The organism is Actinoplanes sp. HUAS TT8, from assembly GCF_051380535.1.
Taxonomy (GTDB): Bacteria; Actinomycetota; Actinomycetes; order Mycobacteriales; family Micromonosporaceae; genus Actinoplanes.
Genome location: NZ_CP195646.1, coordinates 4541812 through 4558480 on the forward strand (window position 1 = coordinate 4541812; position 16669 = coordinate 4558480).

Below are 16669 nucleotides of genomic sequence, written 5' to 3' on the forward strand. Positions count from 1 at the left end.
CGAGCCCCATACGGACACTTCGACGACCGGACGTCGAGGAGTAGCGATCGCGGAGCGGGCCTGTCACAGCCGGCGGGCGGCCTCGGCGGCGACCTGCACCCGGGAGGAGAGGCCCAGCTTCGCGAAGACATGCGAGAAATGCGATTCGACGGTACGGGGTGAGATGAACAGCCGCAGCCCGATCTGCGCGTTCGTCAGCCCCTCCACCGCGAACCCGACGATCGCCAGTTCGGTGTTGGTCAGGGCGTCCCACCCGCTCGCCGCTCGCCGGTGCGGACGCCGTGACCCGCGCCGGACCTTCAGCCCGCGCAGCACCGCCTCGCCCGCCGCCATGTCCCGGGCTGCCCCGCACCGCTCGGCCGCGGCGATCGCGTCCACGAGCAGGTCGACGGCTTCCGCCCGCCGCCCGGCGGCCGCCAGCGCCGTTCCCGCGGCCAGCCCGGCCGTGATCCGATCGCCGACCCGGGGCGATTCCCGGCACGCCCGGACCGCTTCGCCGAGGATCCCCGGATCGGCTTCGACCAGGCCGCGGACGAGCAGCGCGAGCCCGCGGCGCGACGCGACCGGGTTGAGGCCGGCCAGGCGCTCGGCCTCGGCGGCAACGAGCGCGGCCAGGTCGGCCCGGCCGCCGGCCAGCGCGAGGCGCACCAGGTCGGGGCCGAGCCGTACGTTCTGACCGGCCGTCCCGGCGGTCTGGTTAACCCGCCAGGCCTGCTCCAGCAGGATCAGCGCGGTGTCCGGATCGCCCTTGGCCTCGTGCAGCAGGGATTCGGCCCACAGGGCGGCGTCGACGCCCATGACGTGACCGTGGGCGATGGCCCGCCGCGCCCGCTCGACGTGCTCGGCGGCCGGGCCCAGCGCTCCGCGCCGGACCTCGATGACCGCGGCGATCGCCTCGGCGAAGGTGGACGGCATCCCGGCGAAATCCCCGGCCACCGCCGAGGCGGCCTCCAGCTCGGCGATCGCGTCGTCCCAGCGCCCGACGTCGAAGTGGTGCAGCCCGATCTGCCCGTGGTAGTGCATGGCCTGCCACGGCATCCCGGCCCGGTCGGCGATCCGGCGGCCGTGCCGCAGCACCCGGTGGCCGTCGTCGAGCCGGTCGGCCTCCATCAGGGCGGTGCCGAGGAAGAGGTGCGCGCCCCACCGGTGCGCCACCCCGGCCGTCGCGCCGCACAGGTCGAGGGCGGTCGCGCCCGCCGCCACGGCCCGCCCGGTCTCCCCGAGCAACAGCGACGCGATGCACAGGATCGTGTACCCGCTCTGCCGGGCCTCGTCGTCGCCGAGACGCTCGGCGTCGCGCAGCAGCTCACCGAGCATGTCCCGGGCGCCGGCCGCGTCGCCGCTGAACGTGCGGGTCATCGCGTCCGGGCCGACCCGGATCCGGAGCCGCTCGCGGTCACTGCCGCGGAAGTCGCGCAGGCCGGCCTCGACCTCGGCCCGCGCCTCGGCACACTTGCCGATCATCAGCAGGGCCCGGGTCACCGACAGCCGGACGCCGTTGCGCCGCCGGTCGTCCGGATCCTGGTCGGCGATCTCGTGGGCCAGCGCGATCACGTCCGGGTAGCGGCGGGCCCAGATCAGCACGTCGACCAGCTCGGCCGTGATCGCGTACCGTCGCGGGTCGTCCTTCCCGATCAGCCGCAGCGCCTGTTCGAACAGGTCCACCGCGGCCGCCGGCGCGGTCGGGGCGACCTGGGCCGCCGCCCGGCACAGCCCGTCCATGGCCGACTCGTCACCGGGCGCGGCCCCGCGCACCAGGTGCGGCGCCACGGTCACCGGATCCGCGCCGGCCGCGGCCAGGGCCCGGGCCGCCTGCCGGTGCAGACCGCGCCGGACCGCCTCGGGCAGGTCGAGGTAGACGGCGTCGCGGACCACCTGGTGCCGGAAGACGAGACAGTCCCCGGCGTCGCCGACGATCCGCGCGTCCAGGGCCTCGGCGAGGTCGCGCAGCAACTCGCTGGGGGCCCGGTCCAGGACCGTGCCCAGATCGGTCACGCTGAACGAGGCACCCAGCACCGCGGCCACCCGCAGCACCGGAACGGTGGTGGCCGAGAGCGCGGCCAGCTGACGCAGGACCAGTCGCCGCAGCGAGTGCGGGGCGGCCCGGTCGTCGGTGTCGGCAACACCACCGGCCAGATCCAGGCGGCCCTCGGCGCGCAGGGTCCGGACCAGCTCGATCAGGTAGAGCGGGTTGCCCCCGGCCGCGCGGGCGGCGGTCAGCAGCCGGGCCGACGGCGGTGCCTGCGCCACGGACCGCACCAGCGCGGCCACCGCGTCGTCACCCAGCGGCCCGAGTACGAGATGGACGCCCCCGTCGACGACGCGCCGCAGCAGCACGGGCCGGGGCATCGGGCGGAAACCGGCCAGCACCACCACCGGCAGGTGGGCCAGACGGGTCCGCAGGTGGTGCACGGCGAGCAGGGTCGTCTCGTCGGCCCAGTGCAGGTCGTCCAGGACCAGAACCGTCGGCGCGGCCAGGCTCAGGCGTTCGACGAGCGACACCACGGCGTCGACGAGCCGGTACCGCAGCTGCGCCGGCCCGGTCTCGTCGAGCAGCCGGGCGATCGCGGCGCCCTGCCGGTCGGCGTGCGCCCGGTGGATGCCCAGGGCCTCGGCCAGCGGCCCGAGCGGACGGTCGGCGTCGAGCTCGCCGGCCGCGCCCCGCAGCACGCGGTGGCCGCGGGCGGCGGCCTCGGCGGCCACGGCGTCCAGCAGCGCGGACTTGCCCAGACCGGGTTCGGCCTCGACGAACCCGGCGCCGCCGGTGCCCCCGGCCAGCCGGTCGATCAGAGTGAGAAGGGTGGTCAGCTCGGCGTCACGGTCGAGCAGCGGCACGCCCGGCTCCTTCCTGGTCGGTGGTCACTCCCCTCTCGTACCGCCGGGCGTCGCGCCCGGTGAATGGGCCGTCCGGGCGTCCCCGAACGTGTCGGTGGTCCGGGAGCACCCGGATGTCTCGGCGAGCGGCGATTTCTACCTTGAGTGCACTTTCAGCTACTCGAAGCGAGGTGACGACATGCGACTGCATCGCATCGCCGTACTGGTTCCCGTCGCACTGCTGGCCCTGCCGGCGCCCGCGTCCGCCGCCGGCGTCGCCGACGATCACGGGTTGGGCCTGGCCAAACAGAGCACGAACCGGCTGACCACGGCCTTCATCGACGAGACGGGCACCCTCAACGTCGCCTGGGCCGACAACGCCGGGGCGTGGAGCCGGCCGGTCCGGATCAGCGGCACCGTGGCCACCCCGCGCTCCCCGGTCGCGCTGGCCAAACCGGCCGGCAACCGGCTGCAGGCGGTGTTCACCGGCAAGAACCGCATGATGTACGAGGCCCACGTGGACGGTGGCGGCAAGTGGACCGCCCCGCAACCGGTCGGCCCCGACATCGGTGAACCGGGCGGATCGGTGACCCTGGTCAAGGGCGGCCCGGACCACCTCGCCGCCGCGTTCGTCGACCGGTCCGGCCGGCTGCGGGTCGCCGAGTCGCAGGGGCTGGCCGGCTGGGCCGAACCGCGGGCGGTCGGCGGCGGCGGTGGCGTCCCGGGCTCGGCCGTCGGCGCCGTCAAGCAGACCAACGGCCTGCTGATCAACCGGCTGGTGTTCGCCTTCTTCAACAACCGGTCGGCCCTGGAGGTCGCCACCAAGAACCTCAACACCGGCGACTGGAACCCGCCGACCGTGCAGAGCGGCCCGGTTGACAACCGGCCCGGCACCGCGGTCAGCCTCGTCCAGCAGGATCCGGACCTGGTGACGGCCGCCTTCGTCGACGGCGACGGCCGGATCAACGTGGCCTGGACGATCGGCACCGGCAAGTGGGACGGCCCGGTGCCGATCAGCGACGGGTCGTTCCCCCGAGGCGCCGACGTCGCCCTGGCCAAACAGACCCCGGGTCTGCTCACCGCGACCGCGATCGACGAGAGCGGCCGGCTCAACGTGGCCTGGGTCCAGGGCCGCAAGCGGTGGAACGCGCCGATCCTGGTCGGCGGTCCGGTGGGCCGGCCGGGCGGGGCGATCGCGATGACCAAGGAGAACGACAACACGCTGACCGCGGTCTTCCGCGGCCGGGGCGACGGCCTGCAGTCGGCCCGGGTCCACTACACCGAGCAGTGGGAGCCACCGGTCTCGGTCGGCTGACCGGGGACGCCGCGTGCGGGGGCCGGCCTCAGGTCAGCACCCGCACCGGCGTGCCGTCGCGCCAGGCGAGGACGTCCTCGACGATCTGCTGGTACATCACCTGATACGTACGGTCGGTGACATACCCCAGATGCGGCAGCAGCACCGTGTTCGGGGCGCCGCGCAGCGGATCCCCGGCCGGCAGCGGCTCGACGTCGAACACGTCCAGGCCGGCCCCGGCGATCGCCCCGGTGGTCAGGGCCCGGACCAGGGCGTCCCGGTCGACGATCGGCCCGCGGGACGTGTTGATCAGGACCGCGGACGGTTTCATCAACCCCAGCTCGGAGGCGCCGACCGAACCGGCCGTACGCTCGCTGAGCTTCAAGTGAATGGTCAGGACGTCACTCTCGGCGAACAGCTCATCCTTGCTCACATAGGTGGCGCCGGCCTCGGCGGCGCGTTCCGGCGTCAGGTTCTGCGACCAGGCGACGACCCGCATGTCGAAGGCCTGACCGATCCGCGCGACCTGCGTGCCGAGCCGGCCCAGGCCGAGCACGCCGAGCGTGGTGCCGTTCAGGTCGGTGCCGACCGTGGTCTGCCAGCGCCCGTCCCGCAGTGCCCGATCCTCGGCGGCGACGTGCCGCTGCACGGCCAGGATCAGCGCCCAGGTCAGCTCGGTGGTGTTCGAACTGCTGGCCGACCCGCTCAGGCTGGTGCCGCACACGGTGACGCCGTGCGCCCGGGCCGCGTCCAGGTCGATCGACGCGTTGGCCATGCCGGTGGTGATCAGCAGCCGCAGGTCGGGCAGCCGCCTGAACAGCTCGGCCGGGAACGGGGTCCGCTCCCGCATGGCCGCCACGACGTCGGCCCCGCGCAGCGCCGCCACCAGGTCATCGGGCTCGGCCAGGTGCTCGTGCAGCACCTCGACGTCGGCGCCGGGCAGGGAGTCGAACGGGGCGTAGTCGCGCGCCACCCGCTGATAGTCGTCCAGAACAACGATCCGCATGATCGTCACCTTGCCAGATCGCCGTCGGCGGAAGCCACGCCGGACGAAGATCACATTCCGCAAACCCGGCGAACGGTCCCATTTCCCGGCCGTGCTCGAATCGCCTTCGAATGACCACGGCCGCGGGTAGCCTGAGGTCCTGGCAGCCGATAATTCTGCCATTATGCATTTTGAGGAGATGTCATGAGAATGCGTAACAAGGTTATGGCGCCGATCGCCGGACTGATGCTCTCGATGGTTCCCGCGATGCCCGCCCAGGCGAACCCCGGGGACGGCCTCCGGCCAGCCCCTTTCGACTATTCCGGGGTCTCTTCGGTGCCATGCGTCAGCAATCAGAGATCCACTAACTTCGGCGCAAAAGTCAACCTCTACATAACGAATGACTCGTCCCGCGACATCACCGTCTATTACTACGGAACTCGCGGGACGCGCTCGCTGTCGAGCCTGGGGACCGTCGACTCGGGCACCAGCGAACGGGTCACGGCGCACATCGGCGTGGTCTACGAGATCAAATACGGTTCGACCTGTCTCGGGTCGTTCGTGGTCGAAACCTCGTCCGATCACGCGACCATCACTTACAGCTGAAATTCCGGATCACAGGGTGATCCGGACCCATTGCGCAACAGGACCACGGCCGGCCCGGAGAGTGCCGGCCGACCCGAACGGATGAACCGGGCTCGGCGGCTGGATGCAGCGCCGAGTCCATTCTTTATCTTCCTGCGCCGCCCCACCGATGGCGATTCCGTCCCCGGCCCAGGAAGAACAATCATGAGTGATCTTCTGCCTTTTCTCCCGCCCGCCCTGCTGGCACTGTTCGGTTCCGCGCGGGCGGTCATGTACGCCTGGTACCTGCGGAAGCTGTGGCGTGAACTGTCCGCCGAGCCGGCCGGCCGCACGGTGGAGATCACCCTGGTCTGGGGCAGTCCTCCGACGCTGACGATGCGGCGGCTGCCGTCTCCGGAAAGCCGCCCTTGAGGACCAGATCGGCCTCCACCACCCCTGTCGGAGGCGAGCCCTTCCCGGATTTCGACACGTTCTACCGCGACGTCGCGCCGTGGGCGATCCGCCGGCTGGTGCTGGGCGGTTCGACCGAGCAGGAAGCCGAGGACGTCGTGCAGGAGGCGATGACAGAGATGCTGCGAACCTGGCCGGACCACCTGGCCTACACCCCCGAGCAGCGGGCGGCCCATCTGCTGCGGGGAGCGACCTGGAAGGCCCGCGACCTGGCCCGTCGTGGGCGCCGGCTGCGGAACCTGTTCCCCCGGCTGTGGCAGCGGGACGACGCGCCGGCGCCCGAGGATCGGGGGCCGGGCACGGCACTCGGGTTCGTGCGGCGGCTGCCGGAGCGGCAGCGCGCGGTCCTGATGTTGACCAGTGACGGGTATGCGATCGCGGAGATCGCCGACCTGATGCGGGTGTCGCCGTCCACGGTCAGCAGCCATCTCGCCGCCGCCCGGAAGGCGTTGCGCGGCCACCTGGGGGTGCCGCGATGAGCGACGAGCTGACCGTGGCCGAGCTGGCCCTGCTGCGGCAGGCCGACCGGGAGGCGGCCGCCGGACTGGACTTCGATGTGGAGGCGGGGCTGCGGGCGGTCCACGCGAGACGACGGCCGCGGCGTCGGTCCCGGTGGGCCGGCGTGCTCGTACCCTCAATTGCTTTTGCCCTGGTCTTTTGTGTTCTCATGCTGTGGGGTGTGGCCGGTCTCGGGCAGCGGGGCGTCGCTGGTTGCCGTGGGTCCGGCCAGACCGGGGTGAGGTTCACGGCGGGGCAATGCATCGGGCTCAGTGCCACCGATGAGGCGTTCTTCGGTAACGACCCGGTGCTGCGGGCCGTCGAGGCGGACATTTTCGCCGCGAACAAGAGAGTGGACGACATCGTTCACCGCCCGGTCGTGACCGTGGTCCTCCTGGGCGATTTCGGGCACGTGGACGACCTGCCCGAGCGGGAGGCCCTGCGCGGTATCCGGGCCGCTCAGCGCGGCGCGAACCGGGCCGCCGACGACGGCGGGTCAGGCCCGTACCTGCAGGTGGTGATCGCGAACGCGGGCCAGGCCGCCGCCTACGCGGAGATCGCGGTCACCGGCATCCTCGACGGGCTCGCCGGCGACCGTCCGATCGTCGGCGTGATCACCACCCTCGACGGCACGATCGCGGCGACGGCGGCGCTGCGGCGACTGGCCGAGGCGAGAGTGCCGGTACTCAGCCCGGTCACGCCGCCGACCGGCCTCGACACCGGAACCAGCCCGGTCCTGCGGCTCACGCCGTCGGCGAGCGTCGAGGCGCGACTCGTGCACGCCTACGCCACACAGGTCCTCAAACAGAAAAAACTAACCAACTTCTTCGCGTACGAGGGCAGCAGCGTCACCGAGGATCGGGACGCCTACACCGACTCCCTCCGAGAGGCCCTGGCCAGGGTGTACGGCAGCGGGTACAGCGAGCGCATCTCGCCCACCGGGACCTGCCCGGCCGACGGGGTGATCTTCTACAGCGGACGGGTCGCGCAGCTCGGCGCGTTCCTGGCGCGGATCCGGCGGGATTGCACCGGCCGGCGGCCGACGCTCGTCGCCGGTGCTTCGGCCGCCCGCTACCTGGCCGACCCGGGGAACCGGGCGAGCGCGCCGGTCGGGCAGGCGTTCGCATTCATGTCCAGCAGCTACCTCGGCACGTGCGCTTCAAGCATGGAATCCCAGTTTCCGCCGCAGGAGGGGTATCTGCGGAATCTCGGCGACGAGTGTGCCAGTGATCCGGCGGCACAGGCGACGGGGTGGAGCGCGCTCACCTACGACGCCGTCGGTGTGCTGCTCCGGACCGGGACGGAACATGCGACCGACCCGGCCGCGATTGATGACCACCTCCGCACGTGGAGCACCGTCGATGTGTACTACGGCGCCACCGGGCCGGTGTACATCGACGACAGCAACAGCCATACGCCGGGCGACCGGTTCGCCGCCATGCTCTGCGTGAGCGACGTCCGACAGGCCTACAGCACGCTCACACGCGCGCCCCGGATGGTCGGCAGCACCGGCACGGCGTACGCCATGAATCCGCCCCTGAACGCGGGACCGTGCGGCCCGGCCTGAACCCGGGTTTGCCCGGCGACGAGCGCGAGCCATATGGTTGCCCCAGGCAACTGATTGGGGTTCGGGAATGACGACGACACAGGCCGTGACGCCGCTGTCGCACAAGCAGATCCTGCAGGTGATGTCCGGCCTCTACACCGGCATGTTCGTGGCGATCCTGTCGTCGACGATCGTCACCAACGCGCTGCCGACGATCGTGGCCGACCTGCACGCGGGCCAGAGCGTCTACACCTGGGTGATCATCGCCACGCTGCTGACCACCACGGTGTCCAGCCCGATCTGGGGCAAGCTGGCCGACCTGGTCAGCAAGAAACTGCTCATCCAGATCAGCCTGGCCGTCTTCACCCTCGGCTCGGTGCTGTCCGGGCTGGCCGCCGACCCGGCGCTGCTCATCGCCGCCCGCGCGGTGCAGGGCGTGGGCGCCGGCGGGATGCTGGCGCTCACCCAGGTGGTGATGGCGACGATCATCTCGCCGCGCGAGCGCGGGAAGTACTCCGGGTACATCGGGGCGGTGCTGGCCGTCGCCACCTCGGCCGGGCCGCTCATCGGCGGGGTCATCGTGGACACCAGCTGGCTGGGCTGGCGCGGATGCTTCTTCGTGGGCGTGCCCTTCGCCGTACTGGCAATGATCATGTTGCAGAAGACGCTGCACCTCCCGACCGCGGGGCGTCAGGTCCGGATCGACTGGGCGGGCGCCGCGCTGATCACCGCGGCCGCGTCGCTGCTGCTGGTCTGGGTGACCTTCGCCGGCGACAAGTACGAGTGGATGTCCTGGGAATCGGCCGCCATGGTCATCGGCGGGATCATCCTGACCGTGGCCTTCGTGCTGGTCGAACGCCGGGCGGCCGAGCCGATCGTGCCGCTGTGGCTGTTCCGCAACCGCACGGTCGTCCTGGCCATCGCGGCCAGCCTGGTGATCGGCGTCGCGCTCTACGCCGGGACGACGTTCCTGAGCCAGTACTTCCAGCTGTCCCGGGACAAGTCGCCGACCCTGGCCGGGATCCTGGCCCTGCCGCTGATCCTCGGGCTGGCCCTGGCCTCGGCGATCGTCGGGCGCATCATCACCGCGACCGGACGCTGGAAGCCCTACCTGGTGGCCGGGGCGCTGTTCATCGCGGCCGGGCTCGCGCTGCTCGGGGTGACCCGGCACGACACCCCGTACTGGGAACTGGGGGTCGGTATGGGCCTGCTCGGCATCGGACTCGGCACGACGTTGCAGAACCTGGTCCTGGCCGTGCAGAACCAGATCCGCCTGCAGGATCTGGGCGCGGCCAGCACGTCGGTGTCGTTCTTCCGGTCGCTGGGCGGCACCATCGGCGTGTCCGCGCTCGGTGCCGTACTGGCCGGTCAGATCACCCGCTACACCACCGACGGCCTGGCCAAACTGGGCATCCACACCACCGGCGAGGGCTCGGGGGTGCCGCGGCTGGCCGACCTTCCGGCGCCGGTCCGGGCCGTCGTCGAGGACGCGTACGGGCACGCCACCGGTAACCTCTTCCTGTACACGGCGCCGTTCGCGCTCGTCGCCCTGCTCTGCATCCTGTTCATCCGGGAGGTTCCGCTGCGCACCACGAGCGCCCTGCAGGCCCCGTCGAAGTGACCGACGACTACGCCGCCCTGGAACGCGAGTTCGCCATGTTCGTCCGGCGGGCTCGCGCGGCTTCCCAGCGGTTGAGTTTCGCTGTTCATCCCGGTTTGGATTCTTCGGCGTACGGCCTTCTCGCCCGCCTCCGCGATCACGGCCCGCGCCGCCCCAGCGACGTGGCCGACGACCTCGGCGTCGGCAAGGCCACCATCACCCGGCAGCTGAAACCCCTGGAAGCGCTCGGCCTGATCGAACGCCTGCCCGACCCCGACGACGGGCGGGCGCACCTGGTCGCGCTGACCGCCGAGGGCAGCCGGCGGATGGCCGAGGCGCGCGAGGCCCGCAGCCGGCGCCTGCGCGCCCGCTTGGATTCGTGGCCCGACGAGGACGTACGCACGCTGGCCGCGCTGCTCGCCCGCTTCAACGCGACCACCCTGGAGTGATCAACTTCAACTCACAGTGGGCTCTCAGCCGATTGCCAGATTGGAGCGGTGGATCTAGGTTCCTCATCGTTGACCAGCGACAATCCGGGGGAACACGTGTCTGGGTCGGTAACGAAGTCGGCGGGGCGCCTGACACTGCTCGTCCTGCACGCCGTGCTGGTCATTCCGCCGGCCGTCATCTTCCTGAGCGCCGACGAGGGACCCGATGCCGACATCGGGCGCGGCATCATCGGCCTGTTCCTTCTGCTGCTGGGGCTGCCGTGGTCGCTCCTCGTCGTTCTGCTGAATGTGTACTCGCCGCCGCTGCCCGACTCGATCTCGGCGCTCACCGTCGTTCCCGCTCTGGTCAACCTGGCGCTTCACGTGTGGCTGGGTTTCGTGAGGGCGAGAGCGGGCCACGCCGGACAGCGGCTCGAAACGGGCGATGCGGGCTAGGGTGTACGGAATGACGACCCTCGCCGGCCGCACGATCGCGGCCCTGCGCAGTGAGCACGAATCGATTCCCGCCCTCACCGATGCACAGCTCACCGGCCCGTCCGGGGCCTCCGACTGGAAGGTCGCCGACGTGCTCTCGCACCTCGGCAGCGGCGCCGAGATCACCCTGGCCGGGCTGCGGGCGGCGCTCGGGGAGGCGGAGAAGCCCGGCCCCGGCTTCAACCAGAGCGTGTGGGACCGGTGGAACGCCATGGCCCCGCGCGAGCAGGCCGACGGCTGGCAGCGCTCGGACGAGACGCTGGTCGCGGCCCTGGAGGCGATCCCGGAGGAGCGTCACGAGGAGCTGCGGGTGGACATGGGCTTCCTGCCCGAGCCGCTGCCGCTCTCCTCGTTCGCGGCGATGCGCCTGAGCGAGGTCGCCATGCACACCTGGGACGTGCGGGCCGGCGTCGACCCGTCCGCGACCGTCCTCGAGGGGTCGGCGCTGCTGCTGGCCGAGCACCTGAACGCCGGGATCAGTTTCATGCTCGGGTTCATCGGCAAGCCGGCCGCGGACCGGGGGAACTCGGTGATCGAGATCGCCAAGACGCCGTACCGGATCGTTCTTGAGGACAAGGCCCGGTTCACCACCGACGACGTGCCGGCGACGGCCACGTTCGACGGGCCGCTGGAGGCGGCGATCCGGCTCGTCTACGGGCGGCTCAGCCCCGAGCACACCCCGGCCGGTGTCGGCGTGAGCGGCGACATCACGCTCGACGAGCTGCGGGCGGTGTTCCCCGGGTTCTGACTCCGGCGCCGCCCGGGGCCGCCTACGCTCGGCTGGTCGAGATAGTGGGAGGCGACCATGCGTCAGGCCGTGTGGCTGGTCGTCGGCCTGATGCTGGTCGCCCTGGGCGCGCAGGGTGCCATCGTGCTTCTGATCAATCACAATCCGAGCGTGCTGCGCTGGGTTCCGGGCGGCTATTTCGTGCAGCTCGCGGCGTACGCCGTGATGATCGTTCTCGGTCTGCGGCTGGCCCGGCACAACCGGGTGCGGCCGGACGTGGACCGGGATTGATCAGCCGGGCAGCCGCAGCACGTCGGCGATGACCGCGCCGTCGGCGGTGAGCCGGGCGGCCGCCGGGCTGTCATAGACGACCAGGACGCGGCCGTCACCGAACAGGCTCATCCCCTCGGCGTGGTCGTCGCCCTCGCCGTAGGTCAGCTCCAGTTCCCGGCTGATCAGCTTGCCACGCACCACGGACGGCATCTCGACACGGCTCGCGCCGTGCCAGCGGTAGATCCACACCGGGCCGTCCAGTGACATCGTCGGCCCGGCCAGGACCAGCAGGTCGTCACCGTCCGGGCACAGGTCGCGGATGCCGAGACCGTTCAGATCAAGAACATGCTTACGGTACGGACGTCCGTCCTCGAACAGCCGCAGCCGAAGGCGCGAGGGATCATCCTCGGTCACGTACGGCCGCAGCTCCAGCACGAACGCCCACCCGCGCAGCACCGGGCCGCGCAACCCCAGGTAGACGCGGTCGTCGCGGACCGCGATCCCCTCGATGTCCAGCCCGTTGTCCTTGCCGGGGATCGGCAGGAACGGGGCCAGGTGCTCGTCGTCGCGCAGCAGGCGTCGCAGATCATCACGTCCGCTCAGCGCGGCGGCACGATGAACAACACCATCAACTTCGATTTCCCGTACGGGCGTGGGCACCCCGTCGACGTCGGCGACCGGAAGCCGTACGAGGATCTGGCGGTTGTCCTGCCCTTCGATCCGGGCCAGCCGTTTGAGCGCCTTCGGCCCGTCGTGCCGGTCCCGGATCTGCTTGCGCCGCAGGCTGTGCGACCCGACCGCCCACAGGAAGTGACCGGTCCGGGCCAGGCCCTCGACGTCGGCCTCCTCGTCGGCGTCGGCGCCCGGCAGGTCGACCAGGTCGGCGAGGCGGAAGCGGGCCTCGTCCCCGAACTCGGTGGGCCGGTCCGGGGAGTCGGCGAGCAGCCGCTCGACGGTGGCGGTCTCGTCACCCGCGATCCACAGGACTGGTCCGTCACGCCGTACGGCGGAAAGGTTGGTGTGGGTCGATGCGGCCTGCGAGTCCTCGGAGAACCGCAGGCGCACGGTGTGGTCAACCGTCATGGTCGCCATCGTCGCACCACGGGACCACCATCGGCCCGGGTTGCGAATCTTGGCCGGTTCAGAAGGGCAGCGGGCGACGGACGTGCTGGACGCTGACCCAGTGCTGGGTGGTGAGGTCCTCCAGGACCCAGTCGCCGCCGAAACGTCCGAGGCCGGACTGCTTCTCCCCGCCGAACGCCACGTGCACGTCGTCGTGGACCGTGGTGTCGTTGACGTGGGTCATGCCGGCCTCGACGCGCAGCGCGAACGCGATCCCGCGCTCGACGTCCTCGGTGAAGACGGCGCTGGACAGGCCGTACGTGGTGTCGTTGGCGATCCGCAGCGCGTCGCGCTCGTCGTCGGCCCGGATGATCGTGGCGACCGGCCCGAAGACCTCCTCGGCGGCGGTGGCCACGTCGTTGGTGCCGAGCAGCACGTGCGGCGGGAGGACCCGGCCGGTCGGCCCGTGCGGTTCACCGGCCAGCAGCAGCCGGGCGCCGGCGTCGACCGATCGCGCGACCTTGTTCCGTACCCCCAACAGTTGTTTGTGATTGATGATGGGGCCGATCTGGGTGCCGGCCTCGCGGGGATCGCCGGTCACCAGGGCGCTCGCCGCGGCGACGAAGCGGTCGACGAACTCGTCATGGACGCGGGCGTCGACGATGACCCGGTTGGTGGCCATGCAGATCTGGCCCTGGTGCCAGTAGTTGGAGAAGATCGCGGCGTCGACCGCCCGGTCCAGGTCGGCGTCGTCGAGCACCACGAACGGGCCGTTGCCGCCGAGTTCGAGCGCGAGCCGTTTCACGCCGGCCTTGGCCGGGATCCGCTGCCCGACCCGGGTGGAACCGGTGAACGAGATGACCCGCGGGATCGGGTGCTCGACGATCGCATCACCGATCACCGAACCGGGGCCGACCAGCACGCTGAGCACGCCCGCGGGCAGACCGGCCTCCTCCAGGATCTTGGCGATCAGCAGGCCGCCGGTGACCGGGGTGTCCTCGGCCGGCTTGAGCACCACGGTGTTGCCGACGGCCAGGGCCGGCGCGACCGAGCGGTAGGACAGGTGCATCGGGAAGTTCCACGGGCTGATCACCGCGACGACGCCGACCGGCCGGCGGTAGACCCGGTTCTCCTTGCCCGGCACGTCGCTGGGCACGGTCTCGTGCCCGAGCGTGGTGTGGGTGACCGCGGCCATCGTGGTGGCCCGCACGATCCCGATCTCGACCAGGGCGCGGATCCGGGTCGTGCCGGCCTCCCGGGTCAGCCAGTCCACCAGTTCCTCCTGGCGGCGGTCGATGATCTCGGCGGCGCGCAGGAAGATCGCCGACCGTTCGGCCGCCGACGTGGCGGCCCAGCCCGGCTGGGCGTCCCGGGCGCCGATGAAGGCCGCGTCGACGTCCTCGACGGTCGCCTGTGGTATTTCCAGGAGAACATCGCCACGGTACGGGTCGATGTCGGTCAGCACGGCGGTCGCGGAGCCGTGCCGCCACTTGCCGGCCAGGGGCATCAGATCAAAGTCGGTGTACATGGTTTCGCAGTCTGGACGGGTCGTGGCCGGACCTCTTCTGTCGGACGACTGTGGATCAAGGCAGCCGTCGGCAGCGTCGGATGACTGATGCCCGCCCGATCGCGGTTTCCTAGCCTCGGTGTATGAACACCGACACGGCACCGGCGGCGCGGCGGCGCAGGCAGCTCAGCTACCGGAACCTCGTGGTCGAGCAGCGCCAGACGATACGGGCGCTGCAGCAGACCATGCAGCCGGCGCGCGGCTCGGCCGACATCGCCGGTCTGCGCGTGGCCGTGCGGTGCACCAGCGCCGAACCCGACCTGCAGATCGGCGGCGACTGGTACCTGGCCATGCCGCTGCCGGACGGTGACCTGATCCTGGCCGTCGGCGACACCACCGGGCACGGCCTGGCCGCGGCCGGCGTGATGCTGCGCCTGAGGTACGCGATGGCCGCCCTGGCCGCCGAGGGCGACACCCCGGCCGGGATCCTGAGCCGGCTCAACACCATCGCCTGCCGGATCGGCACGACCGCCGTGGCCAGCGCCGTGGTGGCCCGGTACCGGCCGGCCACGGCGGAGCTGACCTGGGCCCGGGCCGGCCACCCACCCGTCCTGATCATCGGCCGGGGCGGCGCCGAGGCGCTCGTGGACGGCGGGGGCACGCTGCTGGGCGTCACCGCGCGGGCCGTGTACCGGGACAGCACCTGCCGGATCGGGCCGGGCGAGCAGGTGCTGCTGCACACCGACGGCCTCTACCGGCGGGGGCAGACCGTCGAGGACTGGATCGACGGCCTGGCCGAACGCCTGCGCGAGTGCGGGGGCGACCAGCTGGCGCTGCTGGACGGCCTGGAGTACGGCGCGGCCGGCGACGACGCCTGTGCCCTGCTCGCGCGGCGCCACCCGTAATCTGGGCAGCGCGCCGGCCGCTGGGCCGAGGCCGCGCTCGACCCGGCGCCGCACCCGGCGGTGTCCACCGCAGGCGGTGACGGCACGCCCACGGCGTTCACTATCGTGCGACTTTCAGTACGTGCTTGAGTCAACTGATTCATTCCTCGGAAGAACCCGGCCGATCATTCCCCCGGACGACTCGCCAGAGCGCGCCGAGCAACGCGAATATCCGGTACAGCGCGTAGAACGCCCACAACACGGTGAGGATCAGCCCGAGAACGAGCACCGGAGTGCCCAGGAATCGGGTGCTGTCCAGCAGCCAGGCGCCGGTCAGCAAGATCGAACCCACGACGACGGCCCAGGCCACGGCCCGGCCGGTCCGGGTCAGCGCGATCCACAAGCGGGCGTCCCCGCCGCCACCCGGCTCGACCGGGTCAGCCACCTGGGACTGCACGGCCAGGTCGTCGATCTTCCGCGCGGCGTACCGGTCGGACTCGTACGGCGACTCGTGCAGCACGGCCGACAGGAGGTAAAGGTCGGCCTGGTCGCGCAGCCGCCCGGTCCGCGGATCACCGAGCAGCATCCCGGCCTGCGGGAAGCCGAGCAGCCAAGCCTTGCCGTAACCCCGTCGCGTCCTCGGCGGCAGCACCACGGCCCGGCCCCCGTGCAGGTCGTGACGGTGGGAGCGGTTGAGCACCCGTACCACCTCGGTGCCGGAGACGGCCACCCGGTTCTCGACCAGATCGGTGGCCCCGCTGAACATCATGACGAACCGGGCGTACGCCTTGACGACCGCCCACAGACCCAGGGCCGCCACCACGGCGCCGAGCAGTTCGCTCAGCCGCGCCGCCAAACCGGTGAGCAGCAGAACCGGGACGAGGGCGAACAGGTACCAGCCGACGAACAGCTGGAAGCGCTGCCGGTTCAACCAGCGCCGCGTCCGCACACCCTCCGCGCCGGCCGGAAAGTCGAAAAGCTCCTTTCCCTGCTTGAGCACTATTCGCGCGGCATCCTCGTGCAGCCGCGCCCGGTTGAGGCGGTAGGACCGGTTGTCCAGACGGTCACCGGCCAGGTCGGCGATCTCCTGGAGGAACTGCTCCTCCTCGACCTCCAGATCCTCCAGGTCGAACAGCCGCACCGCCGACCGGCGGCCCACGGCGGCCAGTAGGTCGCTCGGAGCACCCAGATCGACGCCCGCCTCCGGCACCAGATAAACCGACAGAACCACCCGGGTGCTCCGGCCCCCGAGCGTGCGGTCCTCCAGCACCACCGCCGAGATCTCCGGCCACCGCACGTCACGCCGGTACCGGCCGATCCGCACCTTCCAGCCGTCCCGGTCGACGTCGACCTCGAACCGCTGCACCGCCTGCCGAAAACCGGTAACCGCCCCGACCAGGACCAACAGCGTCATGGAACCGGTACAGAACCGCCCGGACGCGTCAAGTCCGGTTTGGAACTGCAGACTCCCCAGATAAGCGGCGAATCCCGCCAGCGCTGTCGCCAAAACCCCCGCGACCA

Annotated in this window: 16 protein-coding genes; 11 read left to right on the plus strand and 5 right to left on the minus strand. The window is 71.4% G+C overall.

All coding sequences use genetic code 11. The features are described from left to right. Positions 1–63: 63 nt before the first annotated feature. Positions 64–2835 (minus strand): ATP-binding protein, encoded by a 2772-nt coding sequence (locus ACSHV8_RS20480; protein ID WP_436535336.1) that lies wholly within the window; start codon positions 2833–2835, stop codon positions 64–66. Between the two features lie 178 nt (positions 2836–3013). On the opposite strand from ACSHV8_RS20480, the gene ACSHV8_RS20485 reads away from it, so the two are divergent. Then, entirely contained in the window at positions 3014–4129 is a 1116-nt protein-coding gene (locus ACSHV8_RS20485) for a hypothetical protein (protein ID WP_436535337.1), read from the plus strand. 28 nt (positions 4130–4157) lie between these two features. On the opposite strand, the gene ACSHV8_RS20490 is transcribed toward ACSHV8_RS20485, so the two are convergent. Continuing rightward, positions 4158–5114 carry a D-2-hydroxyacid dehydrogenase family protein gene (locus tag ACSHV8_RS20490; protein WP_436535338.1) on the minus strand — a complete coding sequence of 319 codons (957 nt, stop codon included), beginning with the start codon at positions 5112–5114 and terminating at the stop codon, positions 4158–4160. Between the two features lie 189 nt (positions 5115–5303). On the opposite strand from ACSHV8_RS20490, the gene ACSHV8_RS20495 reads away from it, so the two are divergent. The 9 genes from ACSHV8_RS20495 (at position 5304) to ACSHV8_RS20535 (ending at position 11713) form a co-directional block, all read left to right on the plus strand. After that, on the plus strand, positions 5304–5699 hold the full coding sequence (locus ACSHV8_RS20495) for a hypothetical protein (RefSeq protein WP_436535339.1): 396 nt from the start codon (positions 5304–5306) through the stop codon (positions 5697–5699). Between the two features lie 183 nt (positions 5700–5882). Beyond that, positions 5883–6089 (plus strand): hypothetical protein, encoded by a 207-nt coding sequence (locus ACSHV8_RS20500; RefSeq protein WP_436535340.1) that lies wholly within the window; start codon positions 5883–5885, stop codon positions 6087–6089. After that, positions 6086–6607 (plus strand): RNA polymerase sigma factor, encoded by a 522-nt coding sequence (locus ACSHV8_RS20505; RefSeq protein ID WP_436535341.1) that lies wholly within the window; start codon positions 6086–6088, stop codon positions 6605–6607. The genes ACSHV8_RS20500 and ACSHV8_RS20505 overlap by 4 nt, the downstream gene beginning before the upstream one ends. After that, positions 6604–8193 carry a hypothetical protein gene (locus ACSHV8_RS20510; RefSeq protein ID WP_436535342.1) on the plus strand — a complete coding sequence of 530 codons (1590 nt, stop codon included), beginning with the start codon at positions 6604–6606 and terminating at the stop codon, positions 8191–8193. The genes ACSHV8_RS20505 and ACSHV8_RS20510 overlap by 4 nt, the downstream gene beginning before the upstream one ends. A gap of 67 nt (positions 8194–8260) precedes the next feature. Continuing rightward, positions 8261–9793, plus strand: a complete 1533-nt coding sequence (locus tag ACSHV8_RS20515; protein ID WP_436535343.1) for an MFS transporter — start codon at positions 8261–8263, stop codon at positions 9791–9793. Beyond that, complete coding sequence (locus ACSHV8_RS20520; protein WP_436535344.1) at positions 9790–10221, plus strand: MarR family winged helix-turn-helix transcriptional regulator; 432 nt, start codon at positions 9790–9792, stop codon at positions 10219–10221. The genes ACSHV8_RS20515 and ACSHV8_RS20520 overlap by 4 nt, the downstream gene beginning before the upstream one ends. Positions 10222–10290: 69 nt before the next feature. Further along, on the plus strand, positions 10291–10656 hold the full coding sequence (locus ACSHV8_RS20525; protein WP_436535345.1) for a hypothetical protein: 366 nt from the start codon (positions 10291–10293) through the stop codon (positions 10654–10656). Between the two features lie 10 nt (positions 10657–10666). Further along, positions 10667–11443: a maleylpyruvate isomerase family mycothiol-dependent enzyme gene (locus ACSHV8_RS20530; protein ID WP_436535346.1), complete on the plus strand. Its 777-nt coding sequence runs from the start codon at positions 10667–10669 to the stop codon at positions 11441–11443. Positions 11444–11500: 57 nt separating this feature from the next. Next, the gene (locus ACSHV8_RS20535) at positions 11501–11713 is read left to right on the plus strand and encodes a hypothetical protein (protein WP_436535347.1); all 213 of its coding nucleotides are present in this window, start codon (positions 11501–11503) and stop codon (positions 11711–11713) included. On the opposite strand, the gene ACSHV8_RS20540 is transcribed toward ACSHV8_RS20535, so the two are convergent. Both ACSHV8_RS20540 and ACSHV8_RS20545 read right to left on the minus strand, forming a co-directional pair. After that, positions 11714–12778 (minus strand): DUF3616 domain-containing protein, encoded by a 1065-nt coding sequence (locus ACSHV8_RS20540; protein ID WP_436535348.1) that lies wholly within the window; start codon positions 12776–12778, stop codon positions 11714–11716. It abuts the gene before it with no gap. 58 nt (positions 12779–12836) lie between these two features. Beyond that, positions 12837–14285 carry an aldehyde dehydrogenase family protein gene (locus tag ACSHV8_RS20545; RefSeq protein ID WP_436535349.1) on the minus strand — a complete coding sequence of 483 codons (1449 nt, stop codon included), beginning with the start codon at positions 14283–14285 and terminating at the stop codon, positions 12837–12839. A gap of 122 nt (positions 14286–14407) precedes the next feature. Between ACSHV8_RS20545 and ACSHV8_RS20550 the strand changes: the two genes are divergently transcribed. After that, positions 14408–15169, plus strand: a complete 762-nt coding sequence (locus ACSHV8_RS20550; protein WP_436535350.1) for a PP2C family protein-serine/threonine phosphatase — start codon at positions 14408–14410, stop codon at positions 15167–15169. 139 nt (positions 15170–15308) lie between these two features. Here the strand turns inward: ACSHV8_RS20550 and ACSHV8_RS20555 are convergent, their stop codons facing one another. Further along, a complete protein-coding gene (locus tag ACSHV8_RS20555; protein ID WP_436535351.1) occupies positions 15309–16562 on the minus strand; it encodes a hypothetical protein in 1254 nt (417 codons plus the stop codon). Between the last annotated feature and the right edge of the window lie 107 nt (positions 16563–16669).